Raw genomic sequence first — 22177 nt, 5'->3', positions numbered from 1 at the left:
GAGCATTATTTCATGGCCGATGCCCTTTCCGCCGCGCCTCGCGCGGCTTCTTCCGCGTCGGCCATTATTGCCGCTTCGCCCGGACCGGCCGAGTCGGTGGCCAGCGCTAGCCCCCGATTGGTCGTCGAGGAGGTGACGCCGCACGTCGTTGGCGGCGACTTCGCGGTTCGCCGGATCGTCGGCGAAACGGTGACGGTCGAGGCCACCGTCTACACGGACGGGCATGAGCAACTCGCTGTCCATCTGTTGTGGCGCGCGGTCGACGAGGATGTATGGCACCGGGTGCCGATGGTTGCGCTGCCGACCGATCGCTGGACTGCCGACTTCACGCTGCAGCGGCTGGGCCGGCATGAGTTTCTGGTCGAAGGCTGGCTCGACGTGTTCGGCGGTTTCCGCCGCGATTTTCGCAAGAAACTGGATGCCGGTGTCGCCCAGCCGGTCGATTTCATGGAGGGGCGCGGCTTTGTCGCAGCCGCTGCCAAGGGCGTGCCGGCCACCAATCTGGCGGCATGGTCGGCCAAGCTTGAGGCATCTGGCGACGATATGGCAGGCGCGGCGCTGCTGTTGTCGGACGAACTGGCCGCGCTGATGGCGGCGGCTGACCAGCGGCCGTTCGCGCTACGCTCTCCCCGCCAGTTGCTGGATGCCGAGCGCATCGCGGCGCGCTTTTCGTCATGGTACGAACTTTTTCCGCGTTCGATCACGCCCGATGCGAGCCGGCATGGCACGTTCGACGACGTCGTCACTCGCCTGCCGCAGATCCGCGACATGGGGTTCGACACGCTCTATTTTCCACCGATCCACCCGATCGGCCGCACCAATCGCAAGGGGCCGAACAACACGCTGATCGCCGGCCCCGACGATCCCGGCAGTCCCTATGCGATCGGCGCGGTCGAGGGTGGGCACGATGCGGTACATCCTGATCTCGGCGGGTTCGAGGCGTTCGGCCGGTTGGTCAAGGCGGCGCGTGCGCACGGGCTGGAGATCGCGCTGGATTTCGCGATCCAGTGTTCGCCAGATCACCCGTGGCTGATCGATCATCCCGGCTGGTTCGCGTGGCGGCCGGACGGATCGATGAAATATGCGGAGAACCCGCCAAAAAAATATCAGGATATCGTTAACGTCGATTTCTATGGCCCCGATGCCGTTCCCGGCCTGTGGGTCGCGCTGCGCGATGTCGTGCTGTTGTGGGTGGAACACGGGGTGAAGACGTTCCGCGTCGATAATCCCCACACCAAGCCACTGCCGTTCTGGGAGTGGATGATCGCCGACGTGCGCGCGGAGCATCCCGACGTCATTTTCCTGGCGGAGGCATTCACGCGCCCGACGATGATGTACCGGCTCGCCAAGGTCGGCTTCTCGCAATCCTACACCTATTTCACTTGGCGGGACGGCAAGCAGGAGCTGACCGATTACATTACCGAGCTGACGACGGCGGCGCCGCAGGAATTCTATCGCCCGCATTTCTTCGTCAATACGCCGGACATCAATCCGGTGTTTCTGCAGACGTCCGGCCGCCCCGGCTTTCGCATCCGCGCCGTGCTGGCCGCGACCCTGTCGGGCCTGTTCGGCGTCTATTCGGGGTTCGAATTGTGCGAGGCCGATCCGGTGCCCGGCAAGGAAGAATATAACGACTCCGAAAAATACATCGTGAAGCCGCGCGACTGGAACGCGCCCGGCAACATCATTCAGGATATAGCGATGCTCAACCGCATCCGGCGGCAATATCCAGCGCTCCAGACGCACCTGAACACGAAGTTCTTCGTCGCCGGCGACGACAATATCATCTGGTATGGAAAGCCCGATCCCGATGGTGCCGGCATGATCTGCGTCATGGTGAACATGGACCCGCGTGAAGGCCATGAATGCGCGTTTCAGGTGCCGCTGTGGGAATTCGGTCTGGACGACGATGCCAGCATCGCGGTCGAGGATCTGGCCGAGGGTTATCGTTTCAACTGGTACGGCAAGGATCAGACGATCCGGATCGAACCCGACCAACCCTATCGCATCTGGCGCCTGACGGCGGGGAACCTTGCATGAACGCGACCAACGACGTGACGACGACAGCGGATACCGGCGTGGGTCACGATCCGCTGTGGTACAAGGACGCGGTCATCTATCAGGTGCACGTCAAATCCTTCTTCGATTCCAACAACGACGGCATCGGCGACTTCAAGGGACTGATCCAGAAGCTGGATTACATCGCCGATCTAGGCGTCACCTGCATCTGGCTGTTGCCGTTCTATCCCTCACCGCGCCGCGACGACGGGTACGACATCGCCGCCTATCGCGACGTGTCGGAGGATTACGGCACGATGGCGGACGCCACCGCCTTCATCGCGGCAGCGCATGCGCGGGGCATCCGCGTCGTCACCGAACTGGTCATCAACCACACGTCGGACCAGCATCCCTGGTTCCAGGCCGCGCGCAAGGCGCCACCGGGATCGCCGGAGCGCGATTTCTACGTCTGGTCGAACGACGACAAGCTGTACAGCGGCACCCGCATCATCTTCCTCGACACCGAAAAGTCGAACTGGACATGGGACGAAGAAGCCGGCGCCTATTTCTGGCACCGCTTCTATTCACATCAGCCCGATCTGAACTTCGACAACCCGGCGGTGCTGGAGGAGGTGCTGGACGTCATGCGCTTCTGGCTCGATCTCGGCGTCGATGGCCTGCGGCTGGATGCGATCCCGTACCTGATCGAACGCGACGGCACCACGAACGAGAATTTGTCCGAAACGCACGACGTGCTGAAGAAAATCCGCGCCGCGCTGGACGCCGAATATCCCGACCGGATGCTGCTCGCCGAAGCGAATATGTGGCCCGAGGATACGCAGCAATATTTCGGCGACACGGCGGCGGTGGGCGAGGCGGGCGACGAATGCCACATGGCGTTCCACTTCCCGCTGATGCCGCGGATGTACATGGCCGTGGCGCAGGAGGATCGCTTTCCGATCACCGACATCATGCGGCAGACGCCGGACATTCCAGCCAACTGCCAATGGGCGATCTTCCTGCGCAACCATGACGAGCTGACGCTGGAAATGGTGACCGACGCCGAGCGCGATTATCTGTGGAATACCTATGCCGCCGACCGGCGCGCACGGATCAATCTCGGTATCCGTCGTCGGCTCGCCCCCCTGATGCAGCGCGACCGGCGGCGGGTCGAGCTGATGAACGCGCTGCTGCTGACCATGCCCGGCACGCCCGTCCTCTATTATGGCGACGAGATCGGGATGGGCGACAACATCCATCTCGGCGATCGCGATGGTGTCCGCACGCCGATGCAGTGGTCGCCCGACCGCAACGGAGGCTTCAGCCGCGCCGATCCGCCCGACCTGACGCTGCCTGCGATTCAGGACCCGCTCTATGGTTTTCAGGCGGTCAACGTCGAGGCGCAGGAGCGCGACGGCCATTCGCTGCTGAACGCGGTCAAGCGCATGCTGGCGGTGCGGCGCGAGCACCCGGCCTTCGGGCGCGGCACGCAGCGTTTCCTGCGCCCCGCCAACCGCAAGATACTGGCCTATGTGCGCGAGCATGAGGGCGACACGATCCTCTGTGTGTTCAACCTCGGCCGGACCGCGCAGGCGGTGGAACTGGACCTGGCGGAATTCGACGGACGCACGCCGATCGAATTGACCGGCGGCACGCCGTTCCCGGCGGTCGGTCCCAACCCTTATGTCCTCACGTTGCCGCCCTATGGCTTCCTGTGGTTCGCGTTGTCGGCTGAGGCTGATGCACCCAATTGGGCGACACCGCCCGCCGCGCTGGAGGCGGAGCGCTTCACCTTCGTGCTGCGGCCGGGTTTCGGCGATATCGCGGTGGGCGCGAACCGGTCGGTGCTGGAGCGGGACATACTGCCCGCCTACATCGCCGCGCGCCGCTGGTTCGGGGCCAAGGACGAAGGCGTGCGGGCAGTGCGCATCCTGCATCTCGATCCGATGCCGGGCGTCGATGACCTGCTGCTCGCCGAGATCGAGGTGGAAACCGACCGATCGACCTATCGCTACGCCATGCCGTTCGGCATCGCGTGGGAGGGTGATGCGCAGGGCCGCTTCGCCGGTGCGCTGGCGCTGGCCCGCGTGAGACGCGGCCGGCAGGTAGGGTTGCTGACCGATGGCTTCGCAGTCAACGAATTCGCCCGCAGCGTGATCGGCGCTATGACCGCGAACTCGGTGACGGGGGAGGGTGACACCGCGCTCTCCTTCACCTCCGATGACCTCGACGTCGGCACCGACGCCGAACTGGAATGGCTGACGGCCGAACAGTCCAACAGCTCGATGGTGCTGGGCCAGTCGGTGGTGCTGAAGCTGCTCCGCAAGCTGGAATCGGGCATCCACCCCGATGCCGAGATGGTGCGTTACCTGACGGCGCGGGGGTTCGAAGCCGTGCCACCGGTGCTGGGCGAGGTGCGCCGTGTATCGGACGGCACGCTGCTGATGCTGGCGCAGCGCTTCGTCCATAATCAAGGCGATGCGTGGAGCTGGACGCTGGGCGTGCTGGAACGGCTGGCAAGCGCCGACGATGCCACATTCTCCAACTATGCCAGTTTTGCCGAAACGCTGGGGCGGCGGCTGGCGGAGATGCACGCGGTGCTAGCATTGCCGACCGACGATCCGGCCTTTGCCGCCGATACCCTTTCGGCGGACGGAGCGTCGCATCTGGGCACGGATGTTCTTGCCGATGTCGACACCGCCATCCGGCATGTGACGGCAGCGGGGCTGGAGGGCGAGGCGGCCGAATGGCTTGCAGAGAACCGTGATGCACTGGCCGACCGCATCCGTCAGGTCGCGGGCGCTGCGGCCGGGCAACGGCTGACCCGCATCCACGGCGATCTGCATCTGGGTCAGGTGCTGGTCACCGCGGGTGACGTGATGCTGATCGATTTCGAGGGTCAGCCCGCGAAACCGCTCGCCGAACGACGCGCCAAGGATCTGGCGATGCGCGACGTTGCCGGCATCCTGCGCTCGTTCGATTACGCCACCGCCGTCGCTGACCGGTCACGCCCGCCGGGGCCGGATACGGAGGCATTGCGCGCCGAGCATCGCTATGCCCGCTTCTGTCATAAGGCGCGCGAGACGTTCCTCGACGCGTATCAGGCGGCCAGCGACACGCAGCCCGACGTCGCGCTGCTCGACCTGCTGCTGGTCGCCAAGGCGGCGTATGAGGTCGGCTATGAAGCCGCGAACCGCCCCGACTGGATCGAGGTGCCGGTGGACGGCCTGTTCCGTGCCGGGCGTAGGCTGGTGGGCTAGCGACGCCCTAGGAAATATCCCGTTGCGGGCAATAAATGCCCGCAACGGGAACATCATTAGCCGGGAACGGGTTCTCGCGGGCATATCCATCAACGGGGGTTACTGCCTTGAGTTCTTTGCCCGACCGGCTGGAAGCCGGATCGCCCTATCCGCTTGGCGCGACCTGCGTGGGCGAAGGCGTGAATTTTGCGGTTTTCTCCGCCAACGCCGAAAAGATCGAACTGTGCGTTTTCGACAGCGCCGGTAAGCGCGAGTTGAAGCGTTATCCGCTGACCGAGTGGACGGACGAAGTATGGCACGGTTTCCTGCCCGACGTCGGCCCGGGTCTGGTCTATGGCTACCGTGCCTATGGTCCGTACGAGCCCGAACAGGGCCATCGCTTCAACCCCAACAAGCTGCTGCTCGATCCATATGCGCGAAAGTTGGTCGGCCAGATCAAATGGAACGACGCGCTTCACGGATACCAGGTGAAGGGCAAGCGCGAGGATCTGAGTTTCGACAAGCGCGACAGCGCGATGGCGATGCCCAAGGCGATGGTTGTCGACGACCATTTCGACTGGTCGGGCGATCGGAAGCCCAACACCTCATGGTCCGACACGGTCGTCTATGAAGCGCACGTCAAGGGCCTGACCAAGCTGTTCGAACTGGTGCCCCCGCAAGAGCGCGGCACATACAAGGCGCTGGGTCACCCGAAGGTGATCGATCACCTGAAGCGGCTCGGTGTGACCGCGCTGGAACTGATGCCGATCCATGCCTTCACGCAGGACCGGTTTCTGCAGGAAAAAGGCCTGCGCAATTACTGGGGTTACAACACGCTCGCCTTCTTCGCGCCCGAACAGACCTATTTCGCGACCGACAGCCAGGACGAACTGCGCCGCGCGGTGCGAAAACTGCATGCGGCGGGGATCGAGGTGATCCTGGACGTGGTGTATAATCACACCGCCGAAGGATCGGAAAAGGGTCCGACGCTGTCATGGCGCGGGCTGGATAACGCCACCTATTACCGCCTCGTGCAGGGCGATCCGCGCTATGCGATCAATGATACCGGCACCGGCAACACGCTGAACACCGACAAGGCACGGGTCATCCAGATGATCGCCGATTCTCTGCGATACTGGGCGACCAGCTTCGGCGTCGATGGTTTCCGCTTCGACCTCGGCCTGACGCTGGGGCGGACGGCGGAGGGGTTCGATCCCGGCCATGCGTTCTTCGACGTGCTGCGACAGGACCCGGTGCTGGGCCGCCTGAAACTGTCGACCGAGCCATGGGACATCGGCCCCGGCGGTTACCAGCTCGGCAATTTTCCGCCCGGTTTCGCCGAGTGGAACGACAAGTACCGCGACACCGTGCGCAAGTTCTGGCGCGGCGACCCCTCGCAGCGCGGCGATCTGGCGGCGCGCCTGTCCGGGTCGGGCGATCTGTTTGATCGCCGTGCCCGCCGGCCATGGGCCAGTGTCAACCTGCTTGCCGCGCATGACGGCTTCACGCTCGCTGACACGGTTGCTTACGAACAGCGCCACAACGAGGCGAACAAGGAAGACAACAAGGACGGGCACTCGGAAAACTACTCGCGCAATTGGGGCGCGGAGGGGGAAACTGAGGACGAGGGCATCCTGACGACGCGCGGCAACGTGCAGCGGTCGATGCTGACCACGTTGTTCGCCTCGCTCGGCACGCCGATGCTGGTCGCGGGTGACGAGTTCGGCCGGTCGCAGGGCGGCAACAACAACGCCTATTGCCATGATGACGAGATCAGTTGGCTCGATTGGTCAAAAATGGACACGCCGGAGGGCAAGTCGCTGTTTGACTTCACGTCGCGCCTCACCGGACTGCGCCGCCGCTATCCGATGCTGCGCGCGGCCTCTTTCCTCTACGGTCAGGACGATACCGGGCATGGCATCAACGACATCGAATGGTGGGACGAGCGCGGTGAGCAGTTGTCGGGTGACGACTGGAACAATCCGGAGGGTCGCGCCCTGCTGATGCGTCGGGCGATCAAGCTGGAGAGCGGCGAGGTCGAGGCGATTTCGCTGCTGCTGAATGCATCGGATGATCCGATCACCTTCCATATGCCGTCGCCGCACGTCGACCGCACCGTCCTGATCGACAGCACAAAGCCCGACCAGGCCGAAACAGCGATCGCCGATGAATATGAGCTGGGCGCACACGGCGCCGCGCTCGTGACATGGAAGCTGGCAGCGGCCTGATGCGCTGGGGACCGGAACTGACGGCGACAGGCACGACCTTTCGCCTATGGGCACCCGATCGTACGGCGGTAAAGCTGGAGATCGATGGCCACGATGCGGTGGCGATGACGGCGGGTGAGGGCGGCTGGTTCACGGCTGATGCGCCCGTCGGGGCGGGGGCGCGTTACCGCTTCCGCCTGTCGGACAATCTGACGGTGCCGGACCCGGCGTCGCGCGCGCAGGATGGCGGCGTCAACGGCTGGAGCGTGGTCGTAAACCCTGCGGCCCGACCGTGGCGCAACGCCGACTGGCGCGGGCGGCCATGGCAGGACATGGTGATCCAGGAGGTCCATGTCGGCTTGCTGGGCGGTTTCAACGGCGTTGCCACACATCTGCCGGCGATGGCCGATCTGGGTATCACCGCGATCGAACTGATGCCGGTCAACGCGTTCGGCGGCACCCGCAACTGGGGTTACGACGGCGTGCTCCCCTATGCCCCGGCGGAGAGCTATGGCCCGCCCCAGGCATTGCAGGCGCTGGTCGATCGAGCGCACGAACTGGGCATCTCGGTGTTTCTCGACGTGGTCTATAATCACTTCGGCCCAGACGGAAATTATCTTGGTGAATACGCCAGCGGCTTCTTTCACCCGGAGGTGAAGACGCCATGGGGCGGTGCGGTGGCGGTGGACGAGGAGCCGGTGAAGCGCTTCTTCATCGACAACGCGTTGATGTGGCTAAACGATTATCGCATCGACGGCCTGCGTTTCGATGCGGTCCACGCGATCAACAACGACGCCTTCCTCGACACGATGGCGGCGGAAATCCGTGCGAAGGCGGATCGCCCGGTGCATCTGGTGCTGGAAAACGAGAAGAACGATGCGGATCGCCTGGCCCGCGGCAAATACGACGCGCAATGGAACGACGATTTCCACAATGTCCTTCATGTCCTGCTGACCGGCGAGAAAGACGCCTATTACAGCGACTTCGCCGATCGACCGGCCGAACGGCTGGCCCGGTGCCTGGGCGAAGGTTTCGTCTATCAGGGTGAAGGATCGGCGAATCACGACGGCAAGAGGCGCGGCAAGCCGTCCGCACACCTGCCGCCGACCGCGTTCGTCTCGTTCCTGCAGAACCACGACCAGATCGGCAATCGTGCGCTGGGCGAGCGGCTGACGCTGCTGACCGATCCCGCCAAGCTGCGCGCGGCGACGCTGCTGCTACTACTGGGGCCGCAGATCCCGCTGCTGTTCATGGGTGACGAGAGCGGATCGCAGACGCCGTTTCTGTTTTTCACCGATTTCCACGATGAACTGGCCGACGCCGTACGTGAAGGGCGACGCGGCGAATTCGCGAAGTTTGCCGCCTTCGCCGATCCCGACAAGCGTGAAGCGATCCCCGACCCCAACGACCGCTCGACGTTCGATCAATCGCGCGCCGAACCTGGTCCGGATACCGATGCGTGGCGCACACTGTATCGCGATCTGCTCGCCCTGCGCTGCGGCCATATCGCCCCGTATCTGGCCGGCGCGACTTCGCTCGGTGCGGAGGCGGTGGGGGATGCCGCCGTCGTGGCGCTCTGGCGATTGGCGAACGACACGGTGCTGACGATCGCGCTCAACCTAGGCGATACTGCCATCCCGGTGCCGGGCGGAAAACCAATCGCCGCTACTGGCACACCGGGCGCCCCCGCTAGCGCGGCGGCATGGATCGACCCGGCATGAGTGGGCTGCACGATCTCGCCCGCGCGGCCGGGCTCCAGATCGACTGGACCGATGCCGGCGGGCAGGCGCAGCGCGTTACTGACGAGGCGCTGGCCGGCGTGCTCGACGCGCTCGGCTATCGTAGCGACAGCGAGGCGGCGATCGCCGATGCGCAGGCGCGAATCGTGGCGGAGCGTCGCGATCAGGCGGCGGCCTTCGTCTCGGGCGATGTCGGCACCGGGATCGCGATCGACGGCGTGTCGGGCGAGGGCGAACTGATCCTCGATGATGGCGAGCATCGGGCGGTCTCGATCGACGGCGAACTGCCGGCGATCGACCGGCCCGGCTATCACCGGTTGGTAGTCGGTGACCGCACTATCACCGTCGCGGTCGCGCCGGCACGATGCTTCATGGTCGGTGATGCCGCACCGGGCCGCAAGCTGTGGGGGCCAGCGGTGCAGATCCCGGCGCTGCGCGACCACCGCGCCACCGCATTCGGCGATTTTGGCACGCTCGCCCGGACCGCGGCGGTATTCGGCGCCAGCGGTGCGGATGCGATCGGCATCAGCCCCGTCCACGCGTTGTTCCCCGCCGATCCCGGCCGGTTCAGCCCCTATGCGCCGTCCAGCCGTCTGTTTCTCAACATCCTGCTGGCCGATCCGGCGATCGTCGGCCTGCCGGCGGGGGAAGAGGCGGCACCCGACATGATCGACTGGGCCGCTGCCATCCCACAGCGCCTGACGCACCTGCGCACCGCGTTCGAGGGGCGCACCGATGCGATCCGCGATGCCGTGGCCGCGTTCGTGGCGGAGGGTGGCGAAGAACTCGTCCGCCATGCCCGTTTCGATGCGCTGCATGCGCACTTCTTCGCGGACGGCGCTTATGGCTGGCAGGATTGGCCGGCCGCGTTCCACGATCCCGCCGGCGAGGCCGTCGTTGCCTTCGCGCGCGAGCAAAGCGAAGAGGTGAATTTCTATCTTTTTTGCCAATGGCTCGCCGACCGCAGCCTGTCCGAGGCGCAGAAGGCGGGTAAGGACGCAGGCATGGCGCTCGGCCTGATTGCCGATCTGGCGGTCGGCATGGACGCCGGCGGCAGCCATGCATGGAGCCGTCCTCAGGACCTCATCACCGGCCTGTCGATCGGTGCGCCACCCGACTTGCTTGGGCCTGAGGGGCAAAATTGGGGAATAACCGGCTTCTCCCCCGGCGCGCTGCGGCGATTGGGGTTCGAACCGTTCATCGCCACCATCCGCGCGGCACTGCGTCATGCCGGCGGTATCCGCATCGACCATGCGATGGGCTTGCAGCGCCTGTGGGTGGTGCCGGACGGCAAGCCGGCCAGCGAGGGTGCGTATCTGTCTTACCCGATCGACGACATGCTGCGCGTGCTGGCGATCGAATCGCAGGCGGCGCAGGCGATCGTCATTGGCGAGGATCTGGGCACGGTGCCCGAAGGCTTCCGGCCAAAAGCGGACGCGCGTGGCACGCTCGGCATGCGGGTCATGCCGTTCGAGACGGAGGGCGACCGGCTGAAATCGCCGGCCAGTTACGATGCGCAGGCGGCGGCGATGACCGGCACGCACGATCTGCCGACGATCGCCGGCTGGTGGCGAGGCCGCGATCTCGACCTGATCTATGATCTCGGCCGCGCCACCCGCAAAGAAAGCCGCGCCCATGCCGATGCGCAACGCGCGCGGGAGCGGACTGGGTGGTGGGACAGCTTTACCGACGCCGGCATCGCATCGGGCGCACAACCGGCGCCAGATGACGGCGGGGCGGTGGTCGATGCCGCGCTCGGTTTCGTCGGCCGCACGCCTTGCGCGATCGCCATCGTGCCGATGGAGGACGTCGTCGGCCTGATCGAGCAGCCCAACCTGCCCGGCACCACGGACGAACACCCCAACTGGCGTCGGCGCATGCCTAACGACACCGCCACGCTCCTCGCCCACGACGATGTCGCCGCCCATGTCGCCACGATCAACGAAGCGAGAACCGCATGACCCCGCGCGCCACATACCGGCTGCAATTGCACAAGGACTTCACCTTCGCCGATGCGGTGAAGATCGTCCCCTATCTCGACCAACTGGGTATCAGCCACGCCTATCTGTCGCCGATTACCACCGCGACGAAGGGGTCGACGCACGGATACGATGTGATCGATCCGACCGCGATCAACCCCGAACTGGGCGGCGAAGAGGGCTATCGCGCGCTCGTGTCGGCCCTGCGCGAACATGGCATGGGCGTCGTGATCGACATCGTGCCCAATCACATGGGTGTCGCGGGCGGTGAGAACGCCTGGTGGAACGACGTGCTGGTGCATGGCCAGGCGAGTGAATTCGCCGACGTGTTCGACATCGACTGGTCGCGCCCCGTCGTGCTGCCCGTGCTGGGCGATCCGCTGCCCAAGGCGCTGGCCGACGACGCGATCGCGATCGAGGGCAATGAAGTGGTCGCGTACGGGGAACACCGCTTCCCGCTGCGGCCCGACGATCACGGTAGCACCGCGACCGGCGATGAACTGGAGGCGTTGCTCGAACGCCAGCATTACCGCCTCGCTTGGTGGCGCACCGCCGATGACGAGCTGAACTGGCGGCGGTTCTTCACCGTCAACGATCTTGCCGGCGTCCGCGTCGGGCAGGAATCGGTGTTCGAGCGTACTCATGCGCTTTACTTCCGGCTGTGGCGGGAAGGGCTGATCGACGGCGTCCGTATCGACCATGTCGATGGCCTAACCGATCCCGCCGGCTATTGCCGCCGCCTGCGGACCCGCTTCGACGAGATGCCGCGCGACGATGCGCGGGCGATCATCTGGATCGAGAAGATCCTGGGCGCGGGCGAACCTCTGGCGACCGACTGGGGCGTCGACGGCACCAGCGGTTACGACTTCATGGAGGAAGTTGCCGCGCTGCTCCACGATCCCGCTGGCGAGGCGCCGCTTGCAACCGCCTGGGCCGATCTCAGCGGCCGCTCGGCAACCTTCGAGCCGGAAGAATTGCAAGCACGGCAGGACGAACTGGCTTGGCAATTTGAGGGCCAGTTGAAAGGCTGCGTCCGCGCCTTCGCCACCCTGGCGGAAAGCGATCCCAACAACGTCCTGACGCCGGCAATGCTGCGCCGTGCGATCGAACGTTTGTTGTGGGTCTTCCCGGTCTATCGCACCTACGGCCTCGGCGACACCGCCCCCGCCAGCGATGCCGCGATCCGCGAACAGGCGCGCGAGCGGGTCGCACCGCTGATCCCACCGGGCGAGGATTTCGTGGTCGATGCGGTGCTCGCCTGGCTGGCGGGAGAGGGGCCAGGGGATACCGCGCTGGCGGCGGACGCGGTGCGTCGTTTCCAGCAATTGTCGGCGCCCGTCGCGGCGAAGGGGGTCGAGGACACCGCCTTCTACCGTTATGGTCGCTTGCTCTCGCGCAACGATGTCGGCTTCGATGCTGACCGGTTCGCGCGGACGATCGAAGAATTCCACGATGCCATGGCGATCCGGGCAAAAGCGTGGCCGCTCGCCCTGCTGGCCACCGCCACCCACGACCACAAGCGCGGCGAAGATGTCCGCGCGCGTCTCGCCGTGCTGAGCGAGATGCCCGACCGGTGGCTGGCGCATGTCGCGTGCTGGAACGAACTGGCGGCCGCGCCGCTGGAGGGTGTCGATCCGGCCGACGCCTATATGCTCTACCAGACGCTCTATGGTGCTTGGCCGGACGGGCTGGCGGTCGACGATGCCGACGGCCTCGCCGCCTTCGCCGAACGCGTCAACGGCTGGCAGGAAAAGGCCCTGCGCGAAGGCAAGCTGCGATCGTCGTGGGAAGCACCGCAGGAAGAGTATGAATCGCGGTGCAAGGCGCTGACCGACACGTTGCTCGACCCCACGCAATCGGTCGCCTTCCTCGCCGATCTGGCCGACCTGCGGGCAGCGACGGCACAGCCCGCGATGGCCGGTATCCTGGCACAGACCGCGCTGCGGCTGACCGTGCCGGGGGTGCCGGACACCTATCAGGGCACCGAATTCCTCGACCTCAGTCTGGTCGATCCCGACAACCGGCGGCCGGTCGACTACACCGCCCGCACGGACGAACTGGCCGGTGAGCGGTCGCCCAAGCTGGCGCTGATCGCCGATCTGCTAACGCTTCGCCGGGATCATCCGGCACTCTTCACGCATGGCGACTACACCCCGGTTGCGGCCACGGGCACGCGCGCAGCGCATGTGCTGGTCTTCACGCGGCGGGCGGAGGGCAAGCGCCTGTTCGTCGCGGTCGGCCTGCATCTGGCGGAACTGGCCGGCGACGACTGGTGGGGCGACACCGCAGTGGTGATGGATGGCGCGACGATGCGTATGGCCGATCTGTTCTCCGATCGGACGGTCGTGGCACGGGTGTCGGATTGATACTCTGACCTTCAGCCCGACCATCCGTCATCCCGGCTAACGTCGGGATGACAAAGAGAATTTCATCGGACGTGACGTCAGCGCTCGGGACTTCTAAAGCCCACCTATGTTTTCGAACCTGACCGCCAACCGCCCGACCTTCGTCACCCATCTCCAATGCTCGATGACGGGCGAGCGGTACGAGGCGGACCGGTTGCATGGCCTGTCACGCGTCAGCCGCCCCCTGCTGGTCCGCTATGACCTCGACGCCGTCGGCGCGGCCCTGTCGCGCGATGCGCTGGCCGCCCGCGACACCGACCTGTGGCGCTGGCGCGAGTTGTTGCCGGTGCGGCACACCGCCAACATCGTCAGCCTGGGCGAAATCGAGACGCCGCTGGTGCCGGTCCCCCGGTCCGCCGGCCCCAACGTGCTGGTGAAGGACGAGGGTCGCCTGCCCACCGGCAGCTTCAAGGCGCGCGGGCTGGTGATGGCGGTCGCGATGGCCAAGGAACTGGGCGTCACCCGCATCGCGATGCCGACCAACGGCAATGCCGGCGCCGCGCTGGCCGCCTATGCCACCCGCGTCGGGATCGAGACGATCGTCTTCTGCCCGGAGGACACGCCCGAGATCAACGTGCGCGAGATCGCGATGCAGGGCGCGCGGGTGTGGCGCGTCAATGGCTTGATCGACGATTGCGGCGCGATCGTGGGGAAGGGCGCGGCAGAGGGCCGCTGGTTCGACTTCTCGACCCTGAAGGAGCCTTATCGGATCGAGGGCAAGAAGACGATGGGCCTCGAACTCGCCGCGCAGTTCGGCTGGGAATTGCCCGACGCGATCTTCTATCCCACCGGTGGCGGCACTGGCTTGATCGGCATGTGGAAGGCGTTCGACGAGCTGGAGAAGCTCGGCTGGATCGGGTCGAAGCGGCCGCGAATGTACGCGGTGCAGGCATCCGGCTGCGCGCCCATCGTCCGCGCGTTCGAGGCGGGCGAGGAACATGCCGAGCGTTGGGAGGATTCGCACACGATCGCGATGGGCATCCGCGTGCCCAAGGCGGTCGGCGACTTCCTGATCCTGCGCGCGGTGCGGGAAAGTGGCGGCAAGGCGCTGGGCGTCGGCGACCCCGCGATCCTGAAGGCGGTGGACGACTGCGCCCGGCGCGACGGCCTGTTGCTGTGTCCCGAGGGCGGCGCGACGCTGGCCGCGTATCGTGAGGCGCTGCGTACCGGCGAGGTGGACGAGGAGGAACGCGTCGTCTTGTTCAACTGTGCGACGGGCCTGAAATATCCGATGCCGGCCGCGCCGCAGACGCTCGATCGCCACGGCGCGATCGACTTCGACGCCCTGTGATGCCGGCTGTGACCCCGGCGGTGATCCGGGTCGCGGCGCTCTATCGCTTCGCGCGGTTCGACGATCCCGCCGCGGTGCGGGACCGGCTGGAGACGGTCGCGAAGACGGCGGGCATCCGCGGCACGTTGCTAATCGCGGCGGAGGGGATCAACGGCACGATCGCCGGTTCGCCCGATGGCATCGACACGGTGCTGGCCGCGATCCGCGCGTTGCCCGGATGCGCAGACCTGACCCGCAAATTCGCCGAGGCGGCCACGATGCCGTTCCACCGGCTGAAAGTGCGGCTGAAGCGCGAGATCGTGACGATGGGCGTGGCCGACATCGATCCGCTGACCGAGGTGGGCACCTATGTCGCGCCGGTCGACTGGAACGCACTAGTCGATGATCCCGGCACCGTCGTGATCGACACGCGTAATGATTACGAGGTGGCGGTCGGCAGTTTCGCCGGCGCGGTCGATCCCGGCACCGCGAGCTTCCGCGACTTCCCGGCATGGTTCGACGCGCACCGCGACGAACTGGCGGGCAAGCGGGTGGCGATGTTCTGCACCGGTGGCATTCGCTGCGAAAAGGCGACCGCGTTCCTGCGTCGCGAGGGGGTGGACGACGTGTTCCATCTAGACGGCGGCATCCTGCGCTATCTGGAGGAAATGCCCGCCGCCGACAGCCGCTGGCAGGGCGAATGCTTCGTGTTCGACGAGCGCGTGGCCGTGGGCCATGGCCTGACGCCCGGCAGCCACGCGCTGTGCCGCGGCTGCCGGATGCCAGTGAGCGAAGCCGACCGCGCCTCGCCGATGTTCGTCGAAGGGGTCAGTTGCCCACGCTGCCACGCCGCTCGCGACGACACGCAACGTGCGGGTTACGCCGAGCGGCACCGACAGGCGCTGCTCGCTGAGGCGCGGGGGGAGGCGCATGTCGGGCGGGTGCAGGGCGAGGATGGCTGATCCGCCGGCGGCGACTGCGGGAAATCTCCGCGCTGGCGTGGCGTAAATTTGCATAGGATTTATGCATCTCACGAGATACTGAATTCGCGACATTTTTCCGGCAATGCAAAACTTGTAAATTTTACATCAGCGAAGTTGGAAAACGGCCGGTCGGCTGACGCCCAATCGAGGTGGTAGGCGGAGGCTGCGGGTTAACCGGTGCATTTGCAAGCTGGGTCAAACCATGCGAGCAATTTGCTATTGGGGGTGCAAATGTCTGGTACAATGCTTCTTATCATCGCGGTAATTGCTTTTGTCGTTTGGCATTTCCTACCTAAGCGCCAGCCCTCAAAGCCGACACTGAAGTTTCGTCACGAGCCGAGGGCAATCGCCAGCGATCCAAACTGGCAAACCTTCATTAATGAGCATTGTGACTCGCCTGCCGAAACTGCGTTCCTAAAGGCGATGATTGCGGCTCACAAACTACTTCCAGACAATGGTTCATTAAAATCCACCGGCCTCAAAATAGACTTTCAAGTAGAGGTAGACCGATATCGTCTCGACTTTTTGGCTAACGAATGGCTGATTGTTGAGATTGACGGAGCCGCATGGCATTCATCAGATGAGGCCAAGGCGCGGGACGCTGCGCGTGATCGTTTCTTTGTTGAGCTTGGTTACTCGGTGGTGCGGATACCCGCTAAGATTGTATTCAATGATCCTAATGAAGCCGTTAGACGGGTGAGCGCGGCGCTACAGGTTGGCAAACCGGTTATTGCTGAGCCAGTCCAGCGAAGCGGGTTAGAGCGCCTTCGCCAGACTGCGTCTTCAACCAACAAGTTCATGTCTGATCTTAACGCGAGTGTTGATCGCCATAGGCAATTGGCAGAGGCTTTGAGGGCAGCGGAACTGTCATATCATGCTGAGAAGAACGTTCTCGGTAGCGCCGTCGATGCTGCCGAACGGCAGATCAGGATTGACGAGGAGTTGGGAGACGATGCTGAAAAACGGGCTTCTTATGACGCCTTTACGGAGAAGCTCACCAAAGCTTTCGAAGAGTCAGATAAGCGCGATCAAAAGAACGTGACGAAACAGAGAATCAATGTGCCGCCATATCTTCGTCCACAGCTATCGGGAGACGCTGCAATCGACCGCGAAATCGAAGAACGGTTTGTTAGCATGAGTGCTGATCGAGATGCCTACTTTAATGGAATTCGTGAGAAAGTGGGGAAAGATCACCGGTTAGCACCGTTGGTTAGAAACAATCTAACTAGTTTTGGATGCCCGCAAGTTTGGGAACGCACCGCCTGATGCGAAATTCTTGAGTATTTTTGAGTTTTGCATCAACGAAACCCCCGCAATAAACTTTCATACACCTCCACCCCCGGCGCGCCCGGCACCTCTTCGCCCTCGCGCAACAGATAGGCGTGGCGGATGATTTCCGCCTGTTGCTCCAGACCATAACGGATCAGCGGCCAGCCCGGTTTGATCGTATAGCTGTACCGGCAGAACGGTGCGCGGGCGAGGGGGAGGTAGATGCCGCGCTGCCATTGCCAAACATGGGCGAGTTCGTGGACGAACAGGCCGCGCCGGTCGATATCCGCCTCCGCGAAGTCGTCGCTCCAGCCATTGCCCTGCGGGTGGAAATGGATGTGGCCGCACGGCGCCATCGCGACCTGGCGCGGCTGGAAGAACGCCCATTTCCGCCGCCTGATCTCGACCCCGGACAGGTCGATGCGATCGCCATAAACCGACCGGGCAAGCGCGATCTCGCCAGGTGTGAGGCGGCGGGCCGCGCCGGGGGCGGTGATCACCATTATTCGGGCGCGGAATCGCCGGCGCCGACCGCCAATGCCTTGCGCTGGATGCGCGATCCGTCGGCGAAGGTGAAGGTCAGCAGCGTGTTGTCGCCCGGTTTCAGGTCGCGGCTGACCCCGAACAGCATCAAGTGGCGGCCGCCCGGCTGGAACGTCACCTCGCCACCGGCGGGCAGGGGGACGCTGTCGATCTTCTTCATCGTTGCCATGCCGCCGGACATCATCGATTCGTGCATTTCGGTACGGATCGCATAGTCTGCCGACACCGCGATCAGCGTCGCCGCGCCGGTGCCGCCGTGCAGGGTGAAATACCCCGATCCGGGCCGCCCCTCGACGGCGGGCAGGCGGACCCAGACGTGATCCGCCTCGATCATGGCGGGCTTTAGGCATCCCGTCAGAAGCAGCGCCCCCGCCACTGCCGGCGCCACCATCGCCATCATCGCCCGCATGCCCGCCACTCCCGTTTTGCGCGGGCGCTCGCCCGCATCCTGTTGCATCATCGTCACGCTGGAGCGGTTCGTAGGTTCCACGCCTTCTTGCGGCAAGCGACATGCCACCTATATCGCGCCCATCACCCGGAGATTGCGTTTCCGTAACGGAACGTGATCGCAAGGCTTTTTTGTAATGTGATGAGGGGCATCAAGGACTCATGGCAAAAGTAATCGGTATCGATCTGGGCACGACCAACAGCTGCGTTTCGGTCATGGAAGGCGGCAAGCCCAAGGTCATCGAGAATGCGGAGGGCGCCCGTACCACGCCTTCGATCGTCGCCTTCGCCAAGGATGGCGAGCGACTGGTCGGCCAGCCCGCCAAGCGGCAGGCGGTGACCAACGGCGACAACACCATCTTTGCGGTGAAGCGCTTGATCGGTCGTCGTTTCGACGATCCGATCACCAAGAAGGATACCGAGCTGGTCCCCTACAAGATCGCGCGCGGCCCCAACGGCGACGCGTGGGTCTCGGCCGGCGGCAAGGATTACTCGCCGTCGCAGATCAGCGCGTTCACGCTCCAGAAGATGAAGGAAACCGCCGAGTCCTATTTGGGTGAGACGGTGACGCAAGCGGTCATCACCGTGCCGGCGTATTTTAATGACGCCCAGCGCCAGGCGACTAAGGATGCCGGCCAAATCGCGGGCCTAGAAGTGCTGCGCATCATCAACGAGCCGACTGCGGCTGCGCTCGCTTATGGGCTTGAGAAGCAGGACGGCAAGACCATCGCGGTCTATGACCTTGGCGGCGGTACGTTCGACGTCTCGATCCTGGAAATCGGCGACGGCGTATTCGAGGTGAAGGCCACGAACGGCGACACGTTCCTGGGCGGTGAGGACTTCGACAACAAGATCGTTCAGTATCTGGCCGACGAGTTCAAGAAGGCCGAGGGCATCGACCTCGCCAAGGACAAGCTGGCGCTGCAGCGGCTGAAGGAAGCGGCCGAAAAGGCAAAGATCGAGCTGTCGTCGGCGGCATCGACCGAGGTCAACCTGCCCTTCATCACCGCGGACCAGAATGGCCCGAAGCATCTGGTGAAGACGATCAACCGCGCCGATCTGGAGCGTCTGGTCGATGATCTCATCAAGCGTACGATCGAGCCGATGAAGAAGGCGCTGGCGGATGCCGGCGTGAAGACCGACGACATCTCTGAAGTCGTCCTCGTCGGCGGTATGACGCGCATGCCCAAGGTGCGCGAGGCCGTGAAGGCGTTCTTCGGCAAGGAGCCGCACACCGGCGTGAATCCGGACGAAGTCGTGGCGATGGGCGCTGCCATTCAGGCGGGCGTGTTGCAGGGCGACGTCAAGGACGTGCTGCTGCTCGACGTGACGCCGCTGTCGCTGGGCATCGAGACGCTGGGTGGCGTGTTCACCCGGATGATCGATCGCAACACGACGATCCCGACCAAGAAGTCGCAGACCTATTCGACCGCCGACGACAACCAGGGCGCAGTGACGATCCGCGTCTTCCAGGGCGAGCGCGAAATGGCGGCGGACAACAAGCTGCTCGGGCAGTTCGATCTAGTCGGCATCCCGCCGGCCCCGCGCGGCGTGCCGCAGATTGAGGTGACGTTCGACATCGACGCCAACGGTCTGGTCAACGTGTCCGCGAAGGATAAGGGCACGGGCAAGGAACAGCAGATCCGCATCCAGGCATCGGGCGGCCTGTCGGATAGCGACATCGACCAGATGGTCCGCGATGCCGAGCAGTTCGCCGAGGAGGACAAGAAGCGTCGGGCCGGTGCCGAGGCGAAGAACAACGCCGAATCTCTGATCCACACGACCGAGCGCCAGCTGGCAGACAATGGCGACAAGGTTGACGAGTCGCTGAAGTCGGAAATCCAGACCGCAATCGATGCTGCGAAGGCAGCAGTTGAAGGTGGTGACCCGGATGCGATGAACGAGAAGGCGCAGGCACTGGCGCAGGTCGCGATGAAGCTGGGTCAGGCGATCTACGAGAAGCAGGCGCAGTCCGAGGCATCGCCGCAGGGCGATGGCGCGCCAGAGGCGAAGGCCGACGACGTCGTTGATGCCGAGTTCTCGGAAGTCGACGACTCGCACAAGGCATAACGACACCATGATCGCGCCCCGTCATCCCATCGGCCGTCCCGGCCGGGGGATGGCGGGGCGCTTTCTGTGAGGCGATCATGAGCACCCAGGTGGACTATTACGAGCTGCTCGAATGCGAGCGGACCGCGGATGCGGGGACGATTAAGACGTCCTACCGCAAGCTCGCCATGAAATATCACCCGGACAAGAATGCCGGGTGCAAGGATTCGGAATCGAAGTTCAAGGCGGTGTCGGAAGCATACGACATTCTGAAGGACCCGCAGAAGCGGGCCGCCTATGACCGGTTCGGGCACGCAGCCTTCCAGAACGGCGGCGGCGGTGGCGCAGGCGCGCAGGATTTCGGGGGGTTCTCCGACATCTTCGAAAGCGTGTTCGGCGAATTCATGGGCGGGCGCGGTGGCGGCGGCGGTCGCCAGCAGGCGCGGCGCGGCGCCGATCTGCGCTACGACATGGAAATCACGCTGGAAGAGGCGTTCCACGGCAAATCGACCGAGATCACCGTCGATGTATCGGCCGAGTGCGACACCTGTCACGGATCGGGCGCAAAGCCCGGCACCCACGCCTCCACCTGCCGCCAGTGCAACGGCCATGGCAAGGTGCGCGCGCAGCAGGGCTTCTTCGTGGTGGAGCGCGCCTGCCCGGTCTGTCAGGGGTCGGGTCAGGTCATCGCTGACCCGTGCACCGATTGCCGGGGCGAGGGGCGGGTCGACAAGACGAAGACGCTCGCCGTCAATGTGCCGGCCGGCGTGGATGAGGGCACCCGTATCCGCCTGACCGGCGAGGGCGAGGCGGGACCGCGCGGCGCGCCGGCGGGCGACCTCTACATCTTCCTGCACGTGAAGCGGCACGCGTTCTTCGAGCGCGAAGGCACGACGCTGTTCGCGCGCGCGCCGATCAGCTTCACCACTGCTGCCCTTGGCGGATCGCTGGCGATCCCCGGCCTCGACGGCAGCACGCATGAGATCAAAATCCCGGCCGGCGTCCAGTCGGGTAAGCAGCTGCGCCAGCGCGGCGCCGGTATGCCGGTGTTGCAAGGGCGCGGTGCCGGTGATCTGGTGATCCAGATCGAGGTGGAAACACCCACCCGCCTGTCTACCCGTCAGCGCGAGCTGCTGGAGATGTTCCGCGAAACGGAAACCGGCGATGAATGCCCGGCAAGTCAGGGGTTCTTCGCGAAGTTGAAGGGTGTGTTTGCCGGCGAGTGACCGGCTAGATCGGTTGTTGCGTTCTGAAATCCAGTGACGTCCGGTTTGCCCGCCCTTGTAACAGGGGCGGGCAACCGGTCGTGCGACGCTGGTTCAGAGCGTGGTAAAGACCACTCCGACCACCAGCGCCTGTGCCGCGATCGCCAGCATGGAGCTGGTCACGGTTTCGAACATGCGCATGTAAGGTCTCCGATGCCGGAGAAATATCCGGCAAGCGCGATATGGCGATCGTTTCGCGTTGACGCAATTTTGTAACAGTCCATCGCAGTTGCATCAATTGCAATTCAGACTGATGCAGACGGTGTCCATCGCTGTCCTTGCCATTACTATAGATGCTGCGGTGGCCGCCCCAGAACCGCACCCCGGATATCGGCCGTATTCGCTGATGCCCTGCCTCAGCCTCAGCCGCTGCCGCTTCCCTATCACGCAGGCAGCGGTCGCGCGGACGTGGCCGCGGCCCGCGCGATCAAGGCACAAGCGCTTGCTGATCGATCTGCGCGGCAACTGGTGCCTTGATTGCCGGTTGCTCGCGGGGGTGATGGACTTGCCGCAACTGCGTGGCTTCGTCGCCCGTAATTTCGAGGTCGTGACCGTCGATATCGGCCGGTTCGACCAGAATCTGATCGTGCCGGCGTCCTATGGGTCGAAGGGGCGGCTGGCCGGCGTGCCAGCGCTGTTGATCGTCGATCCGAAGACCAATCGCCTCGTCAATCGTGGCCACGAAACCGCGCTCGCCGATGCCCGTCGCCTGACGCCGCAGGCGCTGGCGGACTGGCTGGCGGGCTGGACGGCCTGATCCGCCCAGCCGCCTGACGACGGCGCG

Annotated in this window: 14 protein-coding genes; 12 read left to right on the top strand and 2 right to left on the bottom strand. The window is 64.6% G+C overall.

Annotated elements, in window-relative coordinates; translation table 11 throughout:
- Positions 1-12 precede the first annotated feature (12 nt).
- The 9 genes from ASG67_RS13520 (at position 13) to ASG67_RS18430 (ending at position 17086) form a co-directional block, all read left to right on the top strand.
- Positions 13-2040, top strand: coding sequence for an alpha-1,4-glucan--maltose-1-phosphate maltosyltransferase (locus ASG67_RS13520; RefSeq protein ID WP_056531186.1), 2028 nt, complete (start codon positions 13-15; stop codon positions 2038-2040).
- A complete protein-coding gene (treS, locus tag ASG67_RS13515) occupies positions 2037-5258 on the top strand; it encodes a maltose alpha-D-glucosyltransferase (protein ID WP_056531183.1) in 3222 nt (1073 codons plus the stop codon). Before ASG67_RS13520 ends, treS begins: the two co-directional genes overlap by 4 nt.
- 107 nt (positions 5259-5365) lie before the next feature.
- Positions 5366-7465 carry a glycogen debranching protein GlgX gene (gene glgX / locus ASG67_RS13510; RefSeq protein WP_056531180.1) on the top strand — a complete coding sequence of 700 codons (2100 nt, stop codon included), beginning with the start codon at positions 5366-5368 and terminating at the stop codon, positions 7463-7465.
- Positions 7444-9165 (top strand): malto-oligosyltrehalose trehalohydrolase, encoded by a 1722-nt coding sequence (treZ, locus tag ASG67_RS13505; RefSeq protein ID WP_235535208.1) that lies wholly within the window; start codon positions 7444-7446, stop codon positions 9163-9165. The genes glgX and treZ overlap by 22 nt, the downstream gene beginning before the upstream one ends.
- Entirely contained in the window at positions 9162-11144 is a 1983-nt protein-coding gene (malQ, locus tag ASG67_RS13500; protein WP_056531177.1) for a 4-alpha-glucanotransferase, read from the top strand. Before treZ ends, malQ begins: the two co-directional genes overlap by 4 nt.
- On the top strand, positions 11141-13528 hold the full coding sequence (treY, locus tag ASG67_RS13495; RefSeq protein ID WP_056531174.1) for a malto-oligosyltrehalose synthase: 2388 nt from the start codon (positions 11141-11143) through the stop codon (positions 13526-13528). Before malQ ends, treY begins: the two co-directional genes overlap by 4 nt.
- Positions 13529-13634: 106 nt before the next feature.
- Positions 13635-14858, top strand: coding sequence for a threonine synthase (locus ASG67_RS13490; protein WP_056531172.1), 1224 nt, complete (start codon positions 13635-13637; stop codon positions 14856-14858).
- The gene (locus ASG67_RS13485; protein ID WP_200940798.1) at positions 14858-15799 is read left to right on the top strand and encodes a rhodanese-related sulfurtransferase; all 942 of its coding nucleotides are present in this window, start codon (positions 14858-14860) and stop codon (positions 15797-15799) included. Before ASG67_RS13490 ends, ASG67_RS13485 begins: the two co-directional genes overlap by 1 nt.
- A gap of 252 nt (positions 15800-16051) precedes the next feature.
- Positions 16052-17086, top strand: coding sequence for an endonuclease domain-containing protein (locus ASG67_RS18430; RefSeq protein WP_082543519.1), 1035 nt, complete (start codon positions 16052-16054; stop codon positions 17084-17086).
- A gap of 32 nt (positions 17087-17118) precedes the next feature.
- On the opposite strand, the gene ASG67_RS13480 is transcribed toward ASG67_RS18430, so the two are convergent.
- Together ASG67_RS13480 and ASG67_RS13475 are read right to left on the bottom strand one after the other, a co-directional pair.
- Positions 17119-17586, bottom strand: a complete 468-nt coding sequence (locus ASG67_RS13480; protein ID WP_414887641.1) for a vgr related protein — start codon at positions 17584-17586, stop codon at positions 17119-17121.
- A 5-nt stretch (positions 17587-17591) separates the two neighbouring features.
- Positions 17592-18122, bottom strand: coding sequence for a copper chaperone PCu(A)C (locus ASG67_RS13475; RefSeq protein ID WP_235535206.1), 531 nt, complete (start codon positions 18120-18122; stop codon positions 17592-17594).
- Between the two features lie 119 nt (positions 18123-18241).
- Here ASG67_RS13475 and dnaK point away from each other — a divergent pair, with 119 nt between their 5' ends.
- The 3 genes from dnaK to ASG67_RS19865 all read left to right on the top strand — a co-directional run bounded on the left by dnaK (position 18242) and on the right by ASG67_RS19865 (position 22150).
- On the top strand, positions 18242-20149 hold the full coding sequence (gene dnaK / locus ASG67_RS13470) for a molecular chaperone DnaK (RefSeq protein ID WP_056531166.1): 1908 nt from the start codon (positions 18242-18244) through the stop codon (positions 20147-20149).
- Between the two features lie 77 nt (positions 20150-20226).
- The gene (gene dnaJ / locus ASG67_RS13465; protein WP_056531164.1) at positions 20227-21354 is read left to right on the top strand and encodes a molecular chaperone DnaJ; all 1128 of its coding nucleotides are present in this window, start codon (positions 20227-20229) and stop codon (positions 21352-21354) included.
- Between the two features lie 481 nt (positions 21355-21835).
- Positions 21836-22150, top strand: coding sequence for a thioredoxin family protein (locus tag ASG67_RS19865; protein ID WP_414887628.1), 315 nt, complete (start codon positions 21836-21838; stop codon positions 22148-22150).
- The last annotated feature ends 27 nt before the right edge of the window (positions 22151-22177 follow it).

It is taken from the genome of Sphingomonas sp. Leaf339 (assembly GCF_001426195.1).
In the GTDB taxonomy this organism is placed as follows: domain Bacteria; phylum Pseudomonadota; class Alphaproteobacteria; order Sphingomonadales; family Sphingomonadaceae; genus Sphingomonas.
This window is presented reverse-complemented; position numbering and strand designations above follow the sequence as displayed.

Excerpts from the sequence above, each read along its gene's own strand:
- ASG67_RS13520 (WP_056531186.1), top strand. The coding sequence starts at position 13 with ATGGCCGATGCCCTTTCCGCCGCGCCTCGCGCGGCTTCTTCCGCGTCG.
- treS (WP_056531183.1), top strand. The coding sequence starts at position 2,037 with ATGAACGCGACCAACGACGTGACGACGACAGCGGATACCGGCGTGGGT.
- treZ (WP_235535208.1), top strand. The coding sequence starts at position 7,444 with ATGGAAGCTGGCAGCGGCCTGATGCGCTGGGGACCGGAACTGACGGCG.
- malQ (WP_056531177.1), top strand. The coding sequence starts at position 9,162 with ATGAGTGGGCTGCACGATCTCGCCCGCGCGGCCGGGCTCCAGATCGAC.
- treY (WP_056531174.1), top strand. The coding sequence starts at position 11,141 with ATGACCCCGCGCGCCACATACCGGCTGCAATTGCACAAGGACTTCACC.
- ASG67_RS13490 (WP_056531172.1), top strand. The coding sequence starts at position 13,635 with ATGTTTTCGAACCTGACCGCCAACCGCCCGACCTTCGTCACCCATCTC.
- ASG67_RS13485 (WP_200940798.1), top strand. The coding sequence starts at position 14,858 with ATGCCGGCTGTGACCCCGGCGGTGATCCGGGTCGCGGCGCTCTATCGC.
- ASG67_RS18430 (WP_082543519.1), top strand. The coding sequence starts at position 16,052 with ATGTCTGGTACAATGCTTCTTATCATCGCGGTAATTGCTTTTGTCGTT.
- dnaK (WP_056531166.1), top strand. The coding sequence starts at position 18,242 with ATGGCAAAAGTAATCGGTATCGATCTGGGCACGACCAACAGCTGCGTT.
- dnaJ (WP_056531164.1), top strand. The coding sequence starts at position 20,227 with ATGAGCACCCAGGTGGACTATTACGAGCTGCTCGAATGCGAGCGGACC.